The organism is Gabonibacter chumensis (assembly GCF_024741215.1).
Classification (GTDB): Bacteria; Bacteroidota; Bacteroidia; order Bacteroidales; family Marinifilaceae; genus Gabonibacter; species Gabonibacter massiliensis.
On the sequence record NZ_JANSKB010000009.1, the window covers coordinates 1 to 21,891 of the forward strand.

Consider the following 21,891-nt stretch of genomic DNA (forward strand, 5'->3'; position numbering starts at 1 on the left):
ACCTTTTGATTTGCGCTTACGCGGCGATCGGTTTGTTCATGTCGAGCCTGACCTCTTACCAGATTGTTGCCGCTGTCGGCACGTTGGCGATTTTAGCCGTTCTTTCTTACGTTAAAGGGTTGTGGCAAGAGATCGATCTGGTTCGCGATATCACGTTCTGGCTGGCGATATCCGGTCGAGCCGGGGAGTTCGTACGCGGTTTGATCTGCTCCGAGGACGTGATCTATTTCCTGATCGTGATCGGCTTGTTCCTGTTCATGACCGTCATTCGCTTGCAGGCCCGCAGGCAGAAGAGTTCGTGGGCGGTGAATCTCGGTAAATACGCCGTGGTATGGTTCGTTGCCCTGTTTATCGGTTACCTCTCTTCCCGTCCGTCGTTGATGTCATTTTACGACGCCACGGAGACGAAACAGAACACGTTGACGCAGAATAGCCAGGATATCGTTGCCCGCATGAACGGCAAACTGAAGATTACGACCTACGTGAACATCATGGATGATTATTCTTGGATCGGTATGCCCTCGTACCGGAACTGGGACTTGCGTAATTTCAGACAATACCTTCGTTTTAAACCGGATATCACGATGAAATACGTTTATTATTACGACTCGGTAAAAAACATGAAGAACCTGGAAAAGAGATACCCGAACATGACCTTCGAGGAGATTGTAAAGAAGACGATCGAGCTGTATGGTTTGGATTCGAACAAGATATTAAAGCCGGAACAAATTCGCGAACAGATCGACCTGAAGCCGGAAATGAATCGTTTCGTTCGTTTGTTGGAGCGGGAGAATGGTCAAAAGACCTTCTTGCGGGTGTTCGATGACATGATGATCTTCCCCGGGGAGACGGAGATCTCAGCCGCCTTCAAGCGTATCGTGATGAAGTTGCCGAAGGTGGGCTTTTTGACGGGTCACGGGGAGCGTAACACGGAGCGGGAAGGGGATCGCGATTACAGCATGTTCACACAAGACAAGCCTTTCCGTTACTCTTTGATCAACCAGGGCTTCGATTTCGAGAGCGTGACGCTCGCCACGGAGGTACCTGCAGACGTTAACATTCTGGTTATCGCCGAGACGCGTCAACCGTTGACGGCTGCCGAACAAGTGAACCTGGACAAGTACATCGCCCGGGGGGGGAACTTGCTGATCGCCGGGGAACCGAGGCGTCGGGACGTGATGAACCCGTTGATAGAGCGATTCGGTGTTCAGTTTGTACCTGGAATTCTTGTTCGCCCGACGGAGAATTTCCAGTCTGATTTGATCGTCGCTCGCCCGACGCGTGAGGCGGCTGAGTTCTCTTATATCTATAACACGATGAGACGCCGCGAGTACGTGGCAACGATGCCCGGTTGTTCAGGTTTGGATTACGTGACGGACAAGGGTTTCGATGTAACGCCGTTGTTCGAGAGCGACACGCTCGATTGCTGGAACGAGTTGCAGACGACTAATTTCGTTGATGACACGGCCCGTTTCAACCCGTCGACGGGGGAGATGCAGAAGACGTTCGTTACGGCCTTGGCTCTATCGCGGAAGATCGGGGATAAGGAGCAACGTGTCATGATATTTGGCGATGCCGATTGTATCAGTAACGGGGAATTGGGAATGTCTCGAAAAGATATCAGGGCTTCTAACTACTCGATTATACAAGGGGCCTTCTTCTGGTTATCGAACGAGGAAGTGCCTATCGATGTACGTCGTCCGACACCGCCGGACAATAAAGTTTACCCGAGCGAGACCGGCATGTACATCACGAAGATCATGTTTATGGGAGTATTTCCTGTCTTATTGTTGTTTATCGCAATATTCATATGGATTAGAAGAAGAGGGAGATAACAATGTATGACATGATGATTTAAAAATTCACCGTTCGTTTTAAATCCTGTAAACACAGGATTTAAACGTCGGTGTCTCTTAATGTTGATATTTTGTTGGAATTAGAATAAACCAGGGGAAATTCGTAGTGTGCATTATTGACAGAAATTAAATTCAAAGAAGGGGACCATTAGAGATAGTGGCCCCTTTTCTTATTTTAAAATCACCTGAAAAGAGTTTGGATGAAATAATAACCTAACCAAGTGGCTAATAGGCCTAAGATGACGCTAAGACCGATATTCAATGAAAACAACAAGTAGGCTTTTGCTGTTAATAATTTCAGGTTATCTACCGAAAAGCTGGAAAAGGTAGTGAAACTCCCACAAAATCCAATAATTAGAAATAGACGATGATTTTGGGTGAGTAAATTGGAATGTGCTGATAAGCCGGTCAGCAAACCAATAATAAAGCACCCGATGATGTTTACTGTAAAAATTCCTAAAGGAAAAAAAGTAGGGGCATTTTTTTGTATGATACCCGATAACCAGTACCGGGAGACTCCCCCGAGCATAGAACCGATTGCGACAAAAAGTAAATTCATAAATAATGTTGTTAAACTTTGCAGGGTAAAAATAGTGTAAATAAGGGAATTAGATATCTTTTAACGTTAAAAATGAAATCAATTAACATTTTATTATTTTTAATCTGTATCTTTATCTCGTTTTATGGATAAGTTGCGAATGCTATTTTTAATTTACATGTATATGAAAAGAACGGTAATTTTATTTTTGAGTGTGGTGACATTGATAGCTTCTTGTAAAGAGGAAAAACGTCAAGCTAATAATCCGCTGTTAAAGCCTTTTACAACTCCTTTTCATACGCCTCCTTTTGACCAGATTGAATTATCCGATTATAAACCTGCTTTTGACGAGGGAATAAAACAGCATAAAAAAGAGATTGAAGTTATTGTTAATAATACGGAAGAACCGACTTTCGAGAATACGATAATGGCTTTGGATCGATCCGGAGAGTTATTGGATAGAGTGTCATCTATTTTCTTCAACTTATATGCGGCCGTTACGAGTGACGAAATGCAGAGAATCGCCATGGAAGTCAGTCCTATGGTAACGGCTCATAGCGATGAAATCAGTATGCATCCCCAATTGTTTGCCCGTATGAAGTCATTGTATGATAGAAAAGAGAGCTTGGGATTGGATTCGTTAGCACTTCGGACGTTGGAGTTGTATTATAACGATTTTGTTCGGGGTGGAGCGAATTTAAGTGCGGAGGATCAATCTAAACTGAAACAGGTGAATGCCGAATTGGCTAAACTCAGTTTACAATATGGAGATCGTTTGCTAAAAGAGACAAATGCGTTTGTTTTAGAGATTGACAAAGAAGAAGATTTGGCCGGACTTCCGGAGACGGCAATTATCGCTGCTGCCGCCGAGGCCAAAAAACGGGGTTTAGAGGGTAAGTGGGTATTTACCGTTCATAAACCAAGCCTGATTCCTTTTTTACAATATGCCGAGAATCGTCAATTACGCGAGAAATTGTACAAGGGATATTATATGCGGGGAGATAATAACAACGAGAATGATAACAAGGGGATTGTTGCCCAAATGGTCAATTTGCGGTTGGAAAAAGCGAAGTTATTGGGTTTTGATACTTATGCCTCGTATGTGATTGATGAAAACATGGCCAAAACGCCTCAAAATGTGTATGATTTTATGGGCCGGGTATGGGGGCCTGCTTTAAAGGTTGCGAAACAGGAATTAGCCGAAATGCAGGCTATCGCCAATAAAGAGGGGATGAAAGAAAAGTTGGAGAGTTGGGATTGGTGGTATTATGCTGAAAAATTGCGGAAGCAGAAATACGATTTGGACGAATCCGAGATGAAACCTTATTTGAAGTTGGAAAATGTGCGTGACGGAATGTTTGAAGTCGCTCGTAAGTTATACGGGATTACTTTGGAAAAAAGGACGGACATACCGGTGTATTATCCGGATGTAGAGACTTATGAGGTAAAAGATGCAGACGGATCGCATTTAGCTATTCTTTATCTGGATTATTTTACTCGATCCAGCAAATCGGCAGGAGCCTGGATGACAGAATTCCGTCATTACACGAAAGTGGACGGAAAAGAAGAGTTCCCGCTGGTTTCTGTCGTTTATAATTTTTCTCCTGCGGTCGGTGACGAGCCGGTATTATTGAGTTGGGACGATACGGAAACCATGTTTCATGAATTCGGACATGCTCTTCACGGGTTTTTTACGCGGGGGGATTATAAGCGGATAGCCGGTACCATACCTCACGATATGGTAGAGATGCCTTCCCAGATCATGGAGAATTGGGCTGGTGAACCTGAGGTATTGAAGATGTATGCCAGACATTATAAGACGGGTGAACCTATGCCTGATGCATTGATTCAAAAGATACAGGAGAGCGGTCATTTTAATCAGGGATTCGCTACGGTGGAATATGTAGCTGCGGCTTTATTGGATATGGATTGGTATTCTCAAACAGCTTCGCGGGAGTACGATGTGAATACTTTTGAAAAAGCTTCGATGGATAAGTATGGGTTGATAAAAGAGATTTTACCTCGTTATCGGACTACTTATTTCTCTCATATTTTCGATGGAGGGTATTCGGCCGGTTATTATGTCTATCTTTGGGCAGAAGTATTGGATGCGGATGCTTTCCAGGCTTTTAAAGATTCCGGAAATATATATAATCCGGAGCTGGCTGCACGTTTGAGAAAATATATTCTTTCCGAAGGAGGATACGATGATCCTATGAAACAATATGTTAAGTTTCGTGGACAAGCTCCGTCGGAAATTCCTCTGCTGGAAAAGAGAGGATTGAAATAAATGTGGAAAAAAGCCTCTGGAAGGGGAGGGGCCTGTTAAAATAAACTGATAGGGTATTTGTGTGATGAAGTGTATTTATGCGTTATTTTTGTTTTTAACCGTATCTTCTTATCTGTACGGTAAAACTAATTTTGGCCGTTTCGGTATGTGGGAGAGAGATTCTGTGCCGGATTCCCTTCGATTGGCAACCAACATCATCCGGGTTAATGGTATTGTCGTGGATGAAAAAGGAATTCCTATACCGGGAGCCCATATCGTTGAAAAAGGAACTTACCATGGGGTCGTCTCTGATAAAGAGGGACAATTTTCACTTTCTGTTCCAGCTGACGGAGAGTTAGTTATTTCTTTTGTCGGTTATAAAACCTTGTTTATCCCTATTCAGGGGAAAGCTTTTTTAAGGGTTCATCTGGAGGAGGATATGATCTTTTTGAAGGATGTGGTTGTTACGGCTTTAGGCATTGAAAAAAGTAGCGTTTCCTTGCCTTACTCTGTTACGCAAATCGGACAGGACGAATTGATAAGGATAAAAGATCCCAATTTATTCGTGGCCTTAATGGGAAAAGTTGCCGGATTGCAGATTCATAAAAGTGCTTCCGGTACAGGAGGATCGGTAAGAGTTTTACTTCGGGGAATTCGTTCCGTGGCCGGGAATAATCAACCTCTATTTGTGATTGACGGTATACCGATTTTAAATGAAAGTAGTGAACAGGCTTATACGGCTATCGGGGGAACGGCAGATGCCGGGAACCGGGATGGCGGAGACGGTATCTCTAACTTGAATCCGGAAGATATAGAAAGTATCAGTGTATTGAAAGGGGCTTCAGCCTCTGCTTTATATGGGACACAAGCTGCCAATGGGGTTATTTTGATTAAGACGAAAAAAGGATTGAGGGGAAAGCAAGAAGTGCAGTTCTCTTCAAGTATGATTTTTGAGAAGGCGATTAATTTACCCGAGTTTCAGAATCACTACGGGGTAAGTGACGGAATTGAGAGTTGGGGGGTGCGGGAGAACTTGAAGAAGTACAATGCTGCAAAGGATTTTTTTAGAACTGGCATTTCAGCGATTCATTCTCTTTCATTTTCCACGGGAAATGAGATTATGCAGACCTATTTTTCATACGCGAATACGGCAGTGAGAGGAATCGTTCCTCAGCATCGCTTTATGAAACATAATATCAATTTGAAAGAAACAGCTTCTTTTTTTGAAGGGCGATTGAAATTGGATGGTAATTTGAATCTAATGAGGCAAAAAATAAAGAATCGTCCTACTCCGGGAGGCTTTTATATGAATCCCCTCGTGGGATTGTATCGTTTTCCGCGTGGGGAAGATATTTCAAAGTATAAAAAACACTTTGAGCTATTGGATGAAAAACGGAATCTGATGGTGCAGAATTGGCATAGCTCGGTGGAAGATTTCGAACAGAATCCTTATTGGGTGACAAATCGTATTTTAAGCGAAGATATTCGAAGCAGAGTCATTGTCTCTTTGACGGCGGATGTGAAAATAACGACAGATTTGTCTATACAGGGGAGAGTCAGTATAGACGATGTTTCGGATAAGTTCAGACAGCGTTTTTATGCTTCAACCGCTCCGGCACTTGCGGGCGAAAATGGGCGTTATATAGATTATACTTACCAGCAAACGTTATTGTACGGGGATTTGTTGGCCACATACCGGCGGCTGTTTGGAAAGTTTACGTTTCATATGACACTCGGAACCAGTATTAATAATAATACAATCAGTAGACTTCGGTATGATTCGAAAACAGCTTCTTTGAAATACGCTAACGTATTTACGGTTGCCAATATCAATATGAATACCTCTGCTTATATTGAAGAGCAGAATAAGGCGACCAGGCAGATGCAATCACTTTTTACAACGATTCAGATCGGATACGGTGATTTTCTGTTTTTGGATGTGTCGGCACGGAATGATTGGTCTTCTACATTGGCTTTTACCTCCCATGAATCGACAGGATTCTTTTATCCGTCATTGGGTATAGCATGGGCTTTGAATAAAACTTTAAATTTACCGAAATGGATTGATTTGGCTAAATTACGTGTATCTTGGAGTCGGGTAGGTAACGATATACCATTATACATTACCAATCCGATGTCCTATGTGCTGGCCGGAGGAGGTGTACAATCTGCCGATGCGGCTCCCTTTGAGGAGATGAAACCGGAGATGAATAATTCTATCGAATTAGGAACGGAATGGAGATGCTGGCTCGATCGTTTATATGTAGATCTTACTTATTATAGAACGAATACAAGGAATCAGTTTTTTAAATTGCCCGCACAGGATGGAGATGAATATGCTTATCGTTACGTGAATGCCGGAAATATTCAGAATGTCGGAGTTGAATTTTCCGTGGGAGGTATTCCTGTTATTTTCAAAGGGGGAAGATGGGAATCGAAGATCAATTTTGCCACGAATAAGAATAAGGTGTTACGCCTGCATGAGGAGCTTCCGGTATTTATATACGGTCCGCGTGGCTTCTCTTCCAGTTACGCGATGAAGTTAAGAGAGGGAGGATCATTTGGGGATATATACGGAAAAGCCTTTAAGCGGGACGAGCATGGAGAGATCGTTTACGAGGCGGATGGAGAAAAAAGCGGTCTTCCCCAGATTGTCGGAGAAGGCAATACGGTGAAAGTAGGAAATGCTAATCCGAATTTTACTTTGAGTTGGAGTAATAATTTAAGGTATAGGGGATTCTCTTTGCATCTTTTGTTGGACGGGCGTTTCGGAGGGGATGTCCTGTCGCAAACGCAGGCGGATTTGGACATGTTCGGGGTAACTAAAGCTACGGGAAAGGCAAGGGATAAAGGATTTGTCGAATTGGAAGGAAAACGTATTACGGACGTGAAAGGTTTTTATAAAGGCCTTGTCGGGGGACGTGCGGGAGTAACGGAGTATTATATTTACGATGCAACGAATATTCGTCTTCGGGAATTATCCATCGGTTATACGCTTCCCGATAGTTGGATGAAAAAAAGTGGTATTTTCAAGAGCGTACAAGTGAATTTTGTAGCTCGTAACCTGTGTTTCCTGTATAAAAGAGCTCCCTTTGATCCCGATTTGGTACTTTCCACGGGTAGTGATAATCAGGCTATTGAAGTATACGGGATGCCGACGACCCGGAATATCGGTTTTAATATCTATTTTACATTTTAATGAGATGAGGAAATATAGTTTCGTTTTTATTGCTTTCGTATGGGGATGGGTGGCTTGTACGGGTCATTTCAAATCTTTAAACACGGATAAAACCGGAATGACGGATGAGGAGATGGAAATAGATCTGAATCACCTGGGGATACCTTTGGGTATTATTCAGCAAGGTATTTATTTTAATTATGATTTCGGAAAAGGAAAGAATTGGCCATACCAGATCATGCAAAATCTGAGTGCAGATATGTTTAGCGGGTATATGCATGATTATAAGCCGTTGAACGGAGGGTCTCATAATTCGGATTATAATATGCAGGATGGTTGGAATGGTACATTCTGGGAGAATACCTACGCTTATGTAATGCCTCAGATTAAACGTTTGGAAGATCTGACTCGATTGGATTATCCGGCTTTTTTTGCCATAACTAAGATTCTGAAGGTGGAGGTGATGCATCGGGTGTCGGATTATTATGGTCCTATCATCTATTCTCAGTTTGGAAATTTAAGGGAGAGCTATGCCCCGGATAACCAGGAAGAGGCATACCGGATGTTTTTTGAGGATCTTGATGAAGCTGTGAAAATATTGGATCAGGCCATAAGGGAGGAGGAAGATGCTTCTGCTTTTGCGAAATTCGATATTATAATGGACGGAACCTATGAGTCTTGGGTTAAATTTGCCAATTCTCTTCGTCTCCGTCTGGCTATACGTTTGGCAGTGGTAAATCCGGAAGAGGCAAGAAGAGAGTTTAGAAAAGGGATGGTTAACTCTTACGGTATTTTCACGACTTCGCCTGAAAAGGCGGTGGTTTCAACCAAGAATGGTTACACCAATCCGCTTGGAGTGATTAATCAGGTATGGGGAGAAGCCTACATGAATGCCTCTATGGAGTCAATTTTAAATGGTTATGAAGATCCGAGAAGAGCTCATTTTTTTGAAGTTTGTCCGAACGATGTTCAGGGAGAAAACGGGAATATCATTTCTATAAAAGGAGAGTACCGGGGAATTCGGCAAGGAACTGTTTTTGCTCATACGCGGTATAGTGCGTTATCCAGGATATACGTGAAAGAGAGCAGTGAGGCTATTCTGATGACGGCCGCCGAGGTTTGGTTTTTGAGAGCTGAGGCTGCTTTACGCGGTTGGACTTCAGAAGTTCCTGGGGATTGTTATCGGGAAGGGGTGCGTTGTTCTTTCAGTCAATGGGGAGCTGCCGGGGTGGAGGCATATTTGCAGAGCGATCGGGTTGGAGCCGATTACGTGGATGTTTTTGAGCCTGTTAATACTATTAAAGCTCGTTGTTTGGTCTCTCCTCGTTGGGACGAGAGTGCTTCCAGGGAGGTGAAATTAGAGAAAATCATTACTCAGAAATGGTTAGCTGTTTTTCCTGAAGGGTGTGAAGCTTGGGCGGAACAAAGGCGTACGGGCTATCCTCGTTTGTTTCCGGTACGGGTTAATAATAGTAAAGACGGTTGTATCGATACGGAATTGATGATCAGAAGGCTAAACTTTCCGGCTTCCATGATCGATGTGGATCCTGAACAATATGAGAAATTGAAAAAAGCTTTACAGGGGGATGATACTCCGGGAACTCGTTTATGGTGGGATACCGGGAAAAACTTCTAATCTCGTATTATTTTTTGCGGAGTTCCTTTTTCTTTTAAGGCTAATATTTCAGCTCGTCCCGAAACTTTCCTGAATTAACTTCGTTATAAATGAAGAAACAGAAGTTAATTAACCTTTTAAATAACATTACTATGGAAGGAAATATTGGTTTAGATGCGAAAATGATCAAATCAAGTAAGACCATTTTAAATAATTTACTTGCAGACCATTTTGTCTTATTAGCAAAAACATGGAATTTTCACTGGAATATGAAGGGGCCGAGTTTTAGATCCTATCATACTTTTCTCGAAGATCTTTACAATGGATTGATTGAAGATATCGATGCTATTGCGGAGAGAGTACGTGATTTGGATGAACGGCCGTTAGGATCTTTGAGGGGGTGTTTAGAACATAACCGTATAAAAGAATACGATGAGCAGCAACCGCTTCCGGATGCCAAGCATATGTTGGCCCTGTTAAGAGATGATAATGCTGAAATCATTCGTCAGATTCGGACAGATCTTGAAACTATGGATAAAGAAGAATCCAAAGATTTCGGTACTTCGAATTTCTTGGAAGATATGATAGAGAAAAAAGAGAAAGTAGCTTGGATGATTCGGGCTCACTTGGAGTAAAATAGGTTTTTTTGTTATTAGTGGAAACGGGTACCTCACGGATTGAGGCATCCGTTTTTTTATTGGATAGATGACGGAGGAAAGGATTTTAAATTTTTATCTTTGTCGGTATATTTTAGCTATTAGTGAGTATGAAAGAGTGGTCGATAGGAGACGTGATTATTCCTTGGTATGAGCAAAATCGCCGGGATCTTCCTTGGCGGAATACAGATGATCCTTATTTGATATGGATATCGGAAGTTATTCTCCAGCAAACAAGGGTCGTACAAGGTCTGGATTATTTTATTCGGTTTGTGGAACGTTTCCCGAATGTCGTTTCTTTGGCCGAGGCGGAAGAAGATGAAGTGATGACCTATTGGCAAGGTTTGGGGTATTATAGTCGTGCCCGTAATTTGCATCGAGCGGCTCGAGAGGTGGTTTCGCTATATGGAGGACACTTCCCTCGGAGCTACAAGGAGGTTCTTTCATTGAAAGGAATAGGGGAGTATACGGCTGCCGCTATTTGTTCGTTTGCCTATCGTTTGCCATATGCAGCGGTGGACGGAAATGTATACCGCGTGTTAGCCCGGTTGTTCGATATTGATATCCCGATAGATTCAGGACGGGGAAGGAGCTATTTTGCGGAGCTTTCCCGGAGATTACTCGATCGTTTCCGTCCTGATCTTTACAATCAGGCTATGATGGAGTTTGGAGCTTTGCAGTGTATACCGAAATCTCCTGATTGCGAACATTGTCCGTTGAATAACCGTTGTTTGGCAAAGGCAAAAGACAAGGTAGAACAATTGCCTGTGAAAGTAGGGAAGGTACAGGTGAAACCCCGTTATTTTAATTATTTGCATGTTCATGACGAAACCCGTTTTTTGTTGAAAAAAAGGGAGGAAAAAGATATTTGGCGTAATCTGTACGAATTTCCTTTAATTGAATCGGATAAACCTTTGACTTTTCTGGAACTTCAGCAGACTGAAGAGTGGAACCATTTACTGGATGGAGCTGATCAACCGGAAATACGGATGGCGTTTGAGCCTCCCAGACATGTGTTATCCCATCGGGTGATTTATGCTGTTTTTTATGAAATAAAAGTCGGTAGTTTTTCTCCTGCTATGACAAAATTTATGCAGGTGTCGAAGGAGCGATCAGGGGATTATGCTTTTTCCCGGTTAATGCAATTGTATTGGGAAACCGGAAGATAATTTCATTCGTTACCGGTTGGGGGGGTAATTGTAAATGTATTTTTTCTTGTTAAAAGAAACAAAATGTCGTTGGTTTCCGGGATATTTTTGAATTTTCGAGTTATAAAAGTTATTTTTAAGAGGTATCAAGGGATAATATCGGCTCATAAAAATGTGAAATCTGTTAAAATATGGAATGAAATTAAACCGCTTCTTGTTAAAAAAATATTAATCCTTTTTTTTAGACGTAAAATCTTGTTCGAATAAAAACACCTTCCTTTGTTGATAAAGGGCTTTCGGGAGATAGTGAATCGGTAGAATGTAAAAGTTAAGTTTTTTATAAAGTATTTTTTACCTGAAAAACATGGATAAATAATGTCTATTTTTAGTGGTGAAAATTGTGTCATATTTTTAATGAAATGATGTAATTTTTAGACTAACTATGATACGACGTGTGTAACTAAGAATCTATAAAACTTAACAAAAATCTATGGAAGAATCAATCGTTAAAGTCGAAAATTTATCTCATCGCTATAGCGTTCAGTGGGCGATACGAGATATCAATTTTGAGATTACTAAAAATGGAATCTATGGATTGTTAGGCTCTAATGGTGCCGGCAAGTCTACGACCATGAACATCATGTGTGGAGTGTTAAAGCAAACGGAGGGAAGTGTATTTATTAAAGGAATCGATTTACGGGAGCATCCGGTAGAGGCCAAACGGCATATCGGATTTTTGCCCCAAAAACCGCCCTTGCATATGGATTTGACAGTAGAAGAGTATCTGATCCATTGTGCTCGTTTACGTCATATTCCGGCTAAAGAGGTCTCTAAGGCGGTTATGGCGGTTATGGGCCGTTGTGGTATTACCCATTTTCAGAAACGATTGATCCGTAATTTATCAGGAGGATATCAACAACGTTTGGGGATAGCGCAGGCTATCGTTCATAATCCGGATTTTGTGGTATTTGATGAACCGACGAACGGATTGGATCCGAACCAGATCGTTGAAATCCGTCATTTGATAAAAGAGATTGCAGAAGATCGTACGGTTGTGCTTTCGACCCATATTTTGCCGGAAGTGCAAGCAACATGCGATTATATTCGCATGATCGAACAGGGACGACTTGTTTTTGCCGGAACCGTAGATGAATTCGATAACTATATTATACCGAACACCTTGGTCGTTTCAATGGTAGCTATGCCTTCTGCTGAAGAATTGCGCGGCATTCAAGGTGTATTGGGTGTAGAAGAGCTGGGCGGAACGAAATATCGCTTGCAATTTACCGATGTACAGGAGGTCACGGAAAGAATAGTTGAAATGAGTGTTGCTCGCGGCTGGCGTTTAACCGAAATTTACTTAGAAAAGAGTTCATTAGATACGATTTTTGCAGAATTATCCAAAAAATAAAAAGAAATAGACAATGAAGACGATATATAATATAGCCAGAACTGAATTACAAACTTTATTTTTCTCACCGATTGCCTGGCTAATTCTTATAATTTTTACTTTTCAATCGAGTATGGCATTTGCCGATGTGATGGGAGGCATGGTGAGAAATCAAGCTTTAGGATACGGTTTAAGAGGTGTGACTTTGGGTGTATACGCTTCGCCTTGGGGTGGATTATTTCCTATCGTACAGCAATATCTTTATCTTTATATCCCTCTGTTGACCATGAGCTTAATGAGCCGGGAGCTGGGCAGCGGTTCTATAAAATTACTCTATTCTTCTCCGGTGACCAATATTCAGATCATTTTAGGAAAATACCTTTCCATGATGATTTATGCTTTGGTTTTGATCGGAGTGTTGATGGTTTATGTTCTTTTCACTGCTTTTACGGTTAAGATGCTGGATTTTCCGGCTATCCTTTCCGGATTGCTCGGACTCTATCTTTTGATCTGCGCTTACGCGGCAGTCGGACTTTTCATGTCCAGTTTGACCTCTTATCAAGTGGTTGCCGCCATGGGTACTTTGGCTGTATTGGCCGTGTTGAATTTCGTGGGAGGAATGTGGCAGGATATTGCTTTTGTCCGTGACATTACGTATTGGTTATCTATTTCCGGGCGTTGTGATGAATTCATTAGCGGTTTGATTTGCAGTGAGGATTTATTGTATTTTATTATCGTGATTGCCTTGTTTCTTTCGTTGGCGATTATTCGCTTACAGGCTTGTCGTCAGAAGACGCCGTGGGCTGTCAGTATGGGGAAATATGTGGGTGTTGTCTGTATCGCTATGATTCTGGGGTATCTGACCTCTCGTCCTACGTTGATGGCATTTTATGACGCTACCCGGACCAAGGTGAGAACCTTAACCGAGAATAGCCAGGATGTTGTAAAACGTTTGGAAGGCGGATTGACTATTACGACTTACACGAATGCCTTAGAGGACGGAACGTTGTGGTACGCGACTCCTCGCTACGTGAATCAGGATTTGGAACGGTTTAAGCAATATACCCGATTCAAACCGGAAATTGAAATGAAGTACGTGTACTATTACGATACGGTAAATAATCCTGATTTGGAGAAACGTTATCCGGGGCTTTCGGATCGGGAGCGGATGGTGAAAATCTGTAATTCATGGGGATTGGATTCCAATCTGTTTATCACCCCGGAACAGATTCGTCAACAGATTGATTTGTTCCCGGAGGGGAATAGATTTGTTCGCTTGATAGAACGGGAAAACGGACAAAAGACCTTCCTTCGTGTTTACGATGATATGATGCGTTTCCCGAGTGAATCTGAGATTACAGCAGCTTTGAAACGCTTGGTGATGAAACTGCCGAAAGTCGGCTTTTTGACCGGTCATGGAGAACGAGACAATAAACGTGAGGGGGATCGGGATTATAACCGCTTTGCTCAGGATAAACCTTTCCGCTATTCGTTGATCAATCAAGGATTTGATTTTTGTGACGTGGCCTTGGATAAGGAAATTCCGGAAGACGTATCTATCTTGGTTATCGCCGAGATGAGAAGCCCGATGACGGCAGAGGAAAAAGTGTATTTGGATAAGTATATTGCCAAAGGCGGAAACCTGTTGATTTTGGGAGAGCCGAAGCGTCGGGATGTCATGAATCCGTTGGTAGAACAGTTTGGTGTACAGTTTGTGCCGGGTACGTTAGTAAAACCGAGTGAGAACTTCCTTGCTGATTTTATAATCACGGATCCGACGAAGGAAGCGGGAGAACTCTCTTACGCTTTTGATATTATGCGTAAATACGAATATAAAGCGACGATGCCCAATGTTTCCGGTTTGGAATACACGGAGGGAAAAGGTTTTACTATGACACCTTTGTTTAAAACGGATTCTTTGGTATGGAACGAGTTACAAGTCACGAATTTTGTCGATGATACGGTAAAATATGATCCGGAAAAGGGAGAAATTCAAAAATCTTACGTGACAGGTTTGGCTTTATCCCGGAAAGTAGGAGAAAAAGAACAAAAAATTATTATATTTGGAGATGCTGATTGCATCAGTAACGGAGAGATCAGTATCGGAAGGAAGAACGTGGATGCTTCCAATTATACGATTATTACAGGAGGTTTCTTCTGGATGTCGGATAATGAGGTGCCTATCGACGTGCGCCGTCCGACTATGCCGGATAACAAGGTATACCTGGGTGAGACAGGAATGTACGTTTCTAAGATCGGATTTATGGGTGTATTCCCGGGAATATTGGCTATATTTGCAATATTGATCTGGATTCGTAGAAGAGGAAGATAAAAAAGATTACAGTGTATCCTGGATCGTCATGACGATTCAGGATACTGACCTAAAATAAACGATGAAAAAAACAAATTATGAGTTTTACAATTGACAAGCAAACCCTGGATGACCTCAACATTTTTGGAAAACAGCACAGAGGGAATTCGATTTACAGTTTGTTCAACACCACTCGAACGAGAGGTGGGGCTTTGGTGTTGGAGGAAATGTTTCTTTATCCGCTGTCTGACGTGGATAAAATCAATAAAAGGAGTACGATCATTAAATATTTTCAGGAAAAGAACGTGGAGTTCCCGTTTCGAAGCGAATTGTTCGATACGGTAGAGCACTACCTGAGCAATACGGATAGTCGTACGAAGATTGTGGCCGAGAACAATACTTTACAGCGGAAATTCCGTAGCTATATGGGGACAGATACTGAATATGAATTATTGCATAAAGGTATTTTGGCCTCTGTTGAGATTATTAATTGCTTGCATGACTTTTTTATTCAGATCGATGCGATAAATGCTGTCGATTCTTATAAAGAAGAGGTGGAGGAGATGAATAAGATCATTCTTGATGAAGAATTTGCTTGGGCTTATAAAGAGAAGGGGCTGAAAAAAATAGCTTACGCGAAAACGGCCGATTACGACCATGTTTTGCGTTATGCCGCCAGGGATAAAATGAAGAAGTTGCTCTATTACATCTATAATATGGATGTATATATTTCTATCGCTCAGGTGGCTATTAAGCGGGGTTTCGTTTTTGCGAAAGCTCTACCGCCGGATCAAAATGTATTGAAAATTGACGGGATGTATCATCCTCAATTGAAAAATCCAACACCGAATACCCTGCATGTCGATCACAATAGTAATGTGATTTTCTTGACGGGAGCTAACATGGCCGGAAAGTCTACATTCATGAAGACATTCGGCGTATGTATATTCTTAGCCCATATGGGATTCCCTATTCCGGCCGAAAGCATGGAGTTTTCCGTCCAGAACGGAATGTATACGACGATCAATTTGCCGGATAATTTGAATATGGGATACAGCCATTTCTACGCGGAGGTTCTCCGGGTAAAAAAAGTGGCCGAAAGCGTGAGCCGTTCTCAGAACCTGATTGTTGTTTTCGACGAGCTGTTCCGCGGTACTAACGTAAAAGATGCTTATGACGCGACCGTTGCCGTAACGGAGGCTTTTGCGGCCAACCGGAACTGTACTTTTATTATTTCTACCCATATTATTGAGGCAGGAGAGACATTACGCGGGCTTTGCGACAATATTAATTTCGCTTATCTTCCCACGATTATGCAAGGAAGTATGCCGGTATACACCTATAAGTTAGCTTCAGGTATTACCAACGACCGGCATGGTATGATGATTATCAATAATGAACGTATCATTGAGATAATAAAGAGTAGAAAGAAAACCAACAACGCTAAATCTAATTGATCATGAGCTTTACCGTAGATAAACAGACTTTGGATGACCTTAACATGCTCGGTAAATATAAGAATAATTCTATATTTAACGTGTTTAATCATACTTGTACCCGTGGCGGGGGACAACTCTTGGAATACATGTTCCAAAACCCTTTGAGTGATGCTGAGGCTATCAATAAACGGAGTAGTGTATTCCGTTATTTTCAGGAACAAAATGTAGAGTTTCCTATCGAAAACGAATTGTTCGATGTGGTTGACCATTACCTGAGTAATTTAGGACACGCGAATCCCATTGTGGCAGCCATGAATACCTGCCGTAGGAAATTATTGAATTATATAGGGTCGGATAAGGAATTCGAAATGATATATAATGGAATCATCGCTTCCATCGAGTTTTTGAACCTGATAAACGATTTTAATCAGAAACTGGCTAAAGGGGGAGCTTCTTCTCCTTATTGGAAGACGATCGAAGAGATGGATACCATTCTTCATGATAAAAAAATGGCTTGGGCGCTTAACGAACGGGGAGTAGCCCGTCTCTCTTTAGCGAAGGTGGCCAGATTCGATCATCTTTTGCGATATACTTGTCGAGAGAAAATCAAGAGGATGATGCAGATTATTTATGAATACGATGTGTATATCACGGTTTCCCGGATTGCCAGAGAGAAAAAATTCGTTTACGCGAAAGCCAATCAAATGGTAGAGGATAAAAACGATATAACGATAACGAAGGTATATCATCCTCAGTTGACGGGGGCTGTTGCCAATTCCGTGCATGTCGATCATGAGCACAATGTGATTTTCCTGACCGGTGCTAATATGGCCGGAAAATCTACATTCATGAAATCTTTCAGTATCGCTATTTATTTGGCTCATATGGGATTCCCTGTTGCGGCCGAACGTATGGAGTTTTCGGTTCAGGACGGTATGTATACTTCCATTAATGTAGCTGATAACTTGAATATGGGATATAGCCATTTCTATGCTGAGGTACTTCGTGTAAAACATGTGGCAGAAGAGGTGAGTTTAGGTAAAAATCTGGTTATTATATTCGACGAGTTATTTAAAGGAACCAACGTGAAGGATGCTTACGACGCTACTGTTGCCGTAACGGAAGCATTTGCAGAGAATCGGAATTGTTCTTTTATTATATCAACCCACATTATAGAGGCCGGACAAACATTGCGGGAACGTTGTTCTAACCTGGAATTTGTATTCTTCCCGACAATTATGAAGGGCTCTATTCCGACTTATACCTATACGTTACAAGAGGGTATTACCAATGACCGTCACGGTATGATGATTATCAATAATGAACATATTGTGGAAATTATAAAAGGTCGAGAGGTCGAACCGGCTAAATAAGTATGCGTAATTGAAAATTTTAGGCTGATATTTATATCAGCCTAATTTTTTTTTATTTATTGTATGGAATATCGTAGTGATTTGCTAATTTTGTAATACGAAATAAAACGATGAAGGCCTTTTTGAAATATAGTGTTTTACTGTTTGTGGTAATCATTTATCTGATTCAACAGATAGATTCCTCTACTCGTGTCGTTACGACCGATAAACAGGAAAAGATTGTTTCGAATGAAGAAGAGGCTTTTCATCAGTTGGCTTTTTTGACTGCTCTAAATGCGAATGCGGTACCTGTAAATTCGGTACATGAGGTGCTGACTTCTTTTCCGACTTGTCGTTATCTTCCCAAGAGTAATCTTTTTTGCGGGATAATAGAAGAACGTAAATGTGTGTTTCCTTCCTATTTTAAAAATGTCGAACATTTTTATAGAGATTCTTTTGCGCTGAAGCAAGACGCGGGATATTATGTCTTTGCTTTACGTGAAATCATTGTATGATTCTGAACCCTGGAGGCATCTTGGTGCCTGTTAGAGCTTTCGTAAAATGTATTTGTTCTTTCACGAAATGCTTGATAGAGTTATTGTTGCGGGATAATTGTGTTCAATTTCCCGGAAAAAAGAGTCATTATTTAATGTTTATACTATGGAAAAGTTTGATTATATTGGAGATATTATATTGAAAGTCGATGAAGGTAAAATTATAAAGAAAAAGAAATCACCGGTAAAACCTTTGGGTTTATTGTTAGTCGGAGCCGCTGTTTTGTATTTCGGTTCCACTCATATCAATGCCGCGGAAAATGACATCCTTTCTTCGGTGGCGATCATGATCGGTTTGGGGATCATCGGATGGGGGATCGTGGCTTTTCTCGTGAAGAAAGAGAATTATATTTATAGTCCGACAGGAAAAGTCTTAAAAAAACACAAGATCTATCTGTCTCCCAACCAGTCTTCCAGGTTATATCAGATTTTAGAGGAAGATAAATTCGATGATTTGCAAGCACTTAATCGTACCAATCAGTCTAATTTGAGTTTGGAAATTTTTAGTACGGACGATGATGAGTATGCTTTGGTACAAGCATTGGAATTTATTCCTTATAACGATGTGCCGACCTCCCCGGTAAAAATATGCTCGGGAACGAAGGCGAAACAGATAGCTTATTTTTTAAAATAAATTCCTAAATTTTCAGCCACTCTAAACATATACTCTCTGGCTTCTTGGGAATTGTTTCCAATAATGCCATCAAGGATCGCTTCTTTGATGGCATTCTTGATATCCCCGACCAGACGACAAGGGGGTAAATTGAAGGTGGCGATAATCTCTTCTCCGCTGATAGGGGGTTGAAAATTCCGTATGGCATCTTTTTCTTCCACCTCTTTCAGTTTTTGGCGAACGATCTGGAAATTGTCTAAAAAACGCCTTACCTTTTCTTCGTTTTTGGAGGTAATGTCCGCTTCGGCCAAACACATCAGGTCGTCGATGTCATCTCCCGCGTCGAATAGCAGGCGTCTGACAGCCGAATCAGTTACGATATCTTCGGAAAGGACAATGGGACGCATATGTAAAAAAACTAATTTCTGAACGTATTTCATCTTTTCGTTCTGGGGTAATTTTAGTCGGTTGAATATTTTGGCTACCATGCGTTCTCCGATATGATTATGGCCATAGAATGTCCAGCCTTGTCCGGTAATAAATTTTTTAGTAATCGGTTTGGCTATATCATGCAATAGAGCGGCCCATCTTAGCCAAAGATTGTCCGAATTTTTGGCAACGGAATCCAAGACGGTCAGTGTATGATAAAAGTTGTCTTTGTGCCCGATTCCTTCGACGATTTCAACTCCTTTTAATGCGGTCAATTCGGGAAAAAAAAGATTTAATAGCCCGGCTTCCTCCAATAATCGAATTCCTACGGAGGGTTTAGGGGAAAGCATGATCTTGTTGAATTCATCTATGATTCTTTCCTTTGAAACGATTTTTAATCGTTCGTTATTGGCTTTTATTCCCTCGAAAGTTTCCGGAGCGATAGAAAATCCTAACTGGGAGGCGAATCTCACGGCCCGCATCATTCGCAACGGGTCATCGGAAAAGGTGATGAGCGGATCGAGAGGCGTTTTTATGGTCTGTTCTTTTATATGTTGTAGACCGCCGAAGGGATCAATCAGTTCTCCGTAGTTAAAAGTATTCAGAGAGATGGCGAGTGCGTTGATCGTAAAATCACGGCGTTTCTGATCATCCTCGAGAGTACCTTGTTCTACAACGGGTTTTCGCGAATCGAAGTGGTAGGACTCTTTCCGGGCTCCGACAAACTCGATTTCTACGCCCTTATAGCGGAACATCGCGGTTCCAAAGTTTTTGAATATGGAGATGTGCAGGTTACCGAGTTGCCGTGCCGCTGTTTCGGCTAATTCAATGCCATTTCCTAACACAACAATATCGATATCTTTGGAGGGCCTTTGCAGGATCAGGTCCCGTACGTATCCGCCAATAACATATATTTCACATCCTTTTTGGGCTGCAATTTCCGATAGTAAGTGAAAAATAGGATGTTTCAAATGCTTCTGCATATTATTTCTATTGAATGATAGACTCTCTGGTAAAACGGCATACAAAAATAGGAAGTTATACGTTACCGACCAAAATTCTTTTCGGTTTGTTTCCGTTCGGGAGAAATTGTCCGTTCGGAGTTTTTTCCTATTTTTGAAATACTAATTGAAGGAGGTATGAATAGAACAAGGAAATGGGCTGTGTTGTTTGATTTGGATGGCGTTGTTTTAGATACGGAAAAGGCATACGATGTTTTTTGGGAGGAGGAAGGAAAGCGTTATCGGCCCGATATACCGGCATTCCATCGGAAAGTCAAAGGCTTCACTCTGCAAAAGATCATGGCGGAGTTTTTGGGAAATGATCCTGAAAAGGAGCAGTCGATTCTACGACGGTTGGATTCTTTGGAATCTCGTATGGACTATCCTTATATTCCAGGGGTATTGGATTTTATAGAAGATCTTAAAAATCGGGGAGTCTCGATCGCTTTGGTAACCAGTTCCAATGAGAAAAAGATGGAATACGTGTATCATGCCCGTCCGGAATTAGCCGAGTATTTTCAAGTAAAGATTACTGCCGATAAGATTACTCGCTCTAAGCCCGATCCTGAATGTTATCTGTTGGGAGCTGAAGGGTTGGGAGTAAAACCGGAGTTTTGTTTCGTATTCGAAGATTCTTTTGCGGGCTTGGAAGCCGGAGAGAGGGCTGGAATGAAGGTGATAGGATTGGCAACGACAAACCCCCGGGAGGAAATGGAGAGACGAACTAATCGGGTCATATCCGATTTTGTAGGGTTCGTTTATGAAAAAATGATAGAGTGATTCTATGCTTATTCGAATCGTTTGCTCCTTTGATCCCGGAATCCCTCTTGTTTTATAGTGTTAGCGGAAATAAATTCCTCAAGGGTAGAGAACTCCATCAATCGTGTAAACGTTTTTTATTTACTTTAATCGTCGAATCTTTCAATCGCGTAATAGAAGAATGTATAAACCTAATTTTTTTGTTGTAACGGGAGGTCCCGGTGCGGGAAAAACGACTGTTTTGGAGGAGCTCCGGCATAGGGGAGCGGTTACTGTAGCGGAGAGCGGAAGATGTATTATCCGTGAACAGCTTGCTTCCGGAGGAGATGCTTTGCCTTGGAGAAATACCCGAAAATATTCGGAATTGATGTTACGATACGCAATTCGGGATTTTGAGAACCATAAGGAGACGGAAGAGCTTTGTTTTTTCGATAGAGGAATCCCGGATGTATTGGGGTACAGTCGCTTAATAGGGCTGAATGAGTGGGATGAATTGAAGTGTGCAGCCTCTTGTTATCGATACAATAAAAGGGTATTTTTATTTCCTCCGTGGAAAGAAATATATTGCACGGATGAGGAGCGAAAACAGAATTTTGAGTTGGCGATACAAACCTGTGAAGAGATGAAACGAACTTATGGAGCGTTAGGATATACCGTTACGTCGGTTCCTTTATTGTCTGTCCGGGAGAGAGCGGATTATATGCTTGATTTTTTACGAAAAGAGAAGGAATGTGGTCTATAAAAATAGTCCGGAAATAATTCCGGACTATTTTTATCGTATGA

16 protein-coding genes are annotated in these 21,891 nt (G+C 41.7%); 14 read left to right on the forward strand and 2 right to left on the reverse strand.

What is annotated here, in order from left to right; translation table 11 throughout:
* Positions 1 to 1,835, forward strand: a 1,835-nt coding sequence (locus NVS78_RS13745) for a Gldg family protein (protein ID WP_286359673.1), incomplete at its 5' end; no start/stop codon positions are given.
* A 202-nt stretch (positions 1,836 to 2,037) separates the two neighbouring features.
* Here the strand turns inward: NVS78_RS13745 and crcB are convergent.
* Positions 2,038 to 2,415, reverse strand: a complete 378-nt coding sequence (gene crcB, locus NVS78_RS13750; protein ID WP_286359674.1) for a fluoride efflux transporter CrcB — start codon at positions 2,413 to 2,415, stop codon at positions 2,038 to 2,040.
* A gap of 163 nt (positions 2,416 to 2,578) precedes the next feature.
* On the opposite strand from crcB, the gene NVS78_RS13755 reads away from it, so the two are divergent.
* From NVS78_RS13755 to NVS78_RS13805, 11 genes are all read left to right on the forward strand, one after another.
* Positions 2,579 to 4,684, forward strand: a complete 2,106-nt coding sequence (locus NVS78_RS13755) for a M3 family metallopeptidase (protein WP_286359675.1) — start codon at positions 2,579 to 2,581, stop codon at positions 4,682 to 4,684.
* Between the two features lie 145 nt (positions 4,685 to 4,829).
* Complete coding sequence (locus NVS78_RS13760) at positions 4,830 to 7,862, forward strand: SusC/RagA family TonB-linked outer membrane protein (protein WP_286359727.1); 3,033 nt, start codon at positions 4,830 to 4,832, stop codon at positions 7,860 to 7,862.
* A 4-nt stretch (positions 7,863 to 7,866) separates the two neighbouring features.
* Entirely contained in the window at positions 7,867 to 9,477 is a 1,611-nt protein-coding gene (locus NVS78_RS13765) for a SusD/RagB family nutrient-binding outer membrane lipoprotein (protein WP_286359676.1), read from the forward strand.
* Between the two features lie 131 nt (positions 9,478 to 9,608).
* On the forward strand, positions 9,609 to 10,091 hold the full coding sequence (locus NVS78_RS13770) for a Dps family protein (RefSeq protein WP_041502524.1): 483 nt from the start codon (positions 9,609 to 9,611) through the stop codon (positions 10,089 to 10,091).
* Between the two features lie 131 nt (positions 10,092 to 10,222).
* Complete coding sequence (mutY, locus tag NVS78_RS13775) at positions 10,223 to 11,281, forward strand: A/G-specific adenine glycosylase (RefSeq protein WP_286359728.1); 1,059 nt, start codon at positions 10,223 to 10,225, stop codon at positions 11,279 to 11,281.
* A gap of 469 nt (positions 11,282 to 11,750) precedes the next feature.
* Complete coding sequence (locus tag NVS78_RS13780; protein WP_286359677.1) at positions 11,751 to 12,671, forward strand: ABC transporter ATP-binding protein; 921 nt, start codon at positions 11,751 to 11,753, stop codon at positions 12,669 to 12,671.
* 13 nt (positions 12,672 to 12,684) lie between these two features.
* On the forward strand, positions 12,685 to 14,982 hold the full coding sequence (locus tag NVS78_RS13785) for a Gldg family protein (RefSeq protein ID WP_286359678.1): 2,298 nt from the start codon (positions 12,685 to 12,687) through the stop codon (positions 14,980 to 14,982).
* A 77-nt stretch (positions 14,983 to 15,059) separates the two neighbouring features.
* Complete coding sequence (locus tag NVS78_RS13790) at positions 15,060 to 16,418, forward strand: MutS-related protein (protein WP_286359679.1); 1,359 nt, start codon at positions 15,060 to 15,062, stop codon at positions 16,416 to 16,418.
* Positions 16,419 to 16,420: 2 nt separating this feature from the next.
* Positions 16,421 to 17,773 (forward strand): MutS-related protein, encoded by a 1,353-nt coding sequence (locus NVS78_RS13795; RefSeq protein WP_286359680.1) that lies wholly within the window; start codon positions 16,421 to 16,423, stop codon positions 17,771 to 17,773.
* Positions 17,774 to 17,883: 110 nt separating this feature from the next.
* Positions 17,884 to 18,267 (forward strand): hypothetical protein, encoded by a 384-nt coding sequence (locus NVS78_RS13800; RefSeq protein WP_286359681.1) that lies wholly within the window; start codon positions 17,884 to 17,886, stop codon positions 18,265 to 18,267.
* Between the two features lie 145 nt (positions 18,268 to 18,412).
* A complete protein-coding gene (locus tag NVS78_RS13805; RefSeq protein ID WP_286359682.1) occupies positions 18,413 to 18,940 on the forward strand; it encodes a hypothetical protein in 528 nt (175 codons plus the stop codon).
* Here the strand turns inward: NVS78_RS13805 and NVS78_RS13810 are convergent.
* Complete coding sequence (locus NVS78_RS13810; RefSeq protein ID WP_286359683.1) at positions 18,925 to 20,331, reverse strand: CCA tRNA nucleotidyltransferase; 1,407 nt, start codon at positions 20,329 to 20,331, stop codon at positions 18,925 to 18,927. The genes NVS78_RS13805 and NVS78_RS13810 overlap by 16 nt on opposite strands.
* Before the next feature lie 156 nt (positions 20,332 to 20,487).
* Between NVS78_RS13810 and NVS78_RS13815 the strand changes: the two genes are divergently transcribed.
* Together NVS78_RS13815 and NVS78_RS13820 are read left to right on the forward strand one after the other, a co-directional pair.
* Positions 20,488 to 21,129, forward strand: a complete 642-nt coding sequence (locus NVS78_RS13815; RefSeq protein ID WP_286359684.1) for an HAD family hydrolase — start codon at positions 20,488 to 20,490, stop codon at positions 21,127 to 21,129.
* Positions 21,130 to 21,289: 160 nt separating this feature from the next.
* Positions 21,290 to 21,850, forward strand: a complete 561-nt coding sequence (locus tag NVS78_RS13820) for an AAA family ATPase (protein WP_286359685.1) — start codon at positions 21,290 to 21,292, stop codon at positions 21,848 to 21,850.
* The last annotated feature ends 41 nt before the right edge of the window (positions 21,851 to 21,891 follow it).

Excerpts from the sequence above, each read along its gene's own strand:
- crcB (WP_286359674.1), bottom strand. The coding sequence starts at position 2,415 with ATGAATTTACTTTTTGTCGCAATCGGTTCTATGCTCGGGGGAGTCTCC.
- NVS78_RS13755 (WP_286359675.1), top strand. The coding sequence starts at position 2,579 with ATGAAAAGAACGGTAATTTTATTTTTGAGTGTGGTGACATTGATAGCT.
- NVS78_RS13760 (WP_286359727.1), top strand. The coding sequence starts at position 4,830 with ATGTGGGAGAGAGATTCTGTGCCGGATTCCCTTCGATTGGCAACCAAC.
- NVS78_RS13765 (WP_286359676.1), top strand. The coding sequence starts at position 7,867 with ATGAGGAAATATAGTTTCGTTTTTATTGCTTTCGTATGGGGATGGGTG.
- NVS78_RS13770 (WP_041502524.1), top strand. The coding sequence starts at position 9,609 with ATGGAAGGAAATATTGGTTTAGATGCGAAAATGATCAAATCAAGTAAG.
- mutY (WP_286359728.1), top strand. The coding sequence starts at position 10,223 with ATGAAAGAGTGGTCGATAGGAGACGTGATTATTCCTTGGTATGAGCAA.
- NVS78_RS13780 (WP_286359677.1), top strand. The coding sequence starts at position 11,751 with ATGGAAGAATCAATCGTTAAAGTCGAAAATTTATCTCATCGCTATAGC.
- NVS78_RS13785 (WP_286359678.1), top strand. The coding sequence starts at position 12,685 with ATGAAGACGATATATAATATAGCCAGAACTGAATTACAAACTTTATTT.
- NVS78_RS13790 (WP_286359679.1), top strand. The coding sequence starts at position 15,060 with ATGAGTTTTACAATTGACAAGCAAACCCTGGATGACCTCAACATTTTT.
- NVS78_RS13795 (WP_286359680.1), top strand. The coding sequence starts at position 16,421 with ATGAGCTTTACCGTAGATAAACAGACTTTGGATGACCTTAACATGCTC.
- NVS78_RS13800 (WP_286359681.1), top strand. The coding sequence starts at position 17,884 with ATGAAGGCCTTTTTGAAATATAGTGTTTTACTGTTTGTGGTAATCATT.
- NVS78_RS13805 (WP_286359682.1), top strand. The coding sequence starts at position 18,413 with ATGGAAAAGTTTGATTATATTGGAGATATTATATTGAAAGTCGATGAA.
- NVS78_RS13810 (WP_286359683.1), bottom strand. The coding sequence starts at position 20,331 with ATGCAGAAGCATTTGAAACATCCTATTTTTCACTTACTATCGGAAATT.
- NVS78_RS13815 (WP_286359684.1), top strand. The coding sequence starts at position 20,488 with ATGAATAGAACAAGGAAATGGGCTGTGTTGTTTGATTTGGATGGCGTT.
- NVS78_RS13820 (WP_286359685.1), top strand. The coding sequence starts at position 21,290 with ATGTATAAACCTAATTTTTTTGTTGTAACGGGAGGTCCCGGTGCGGGA.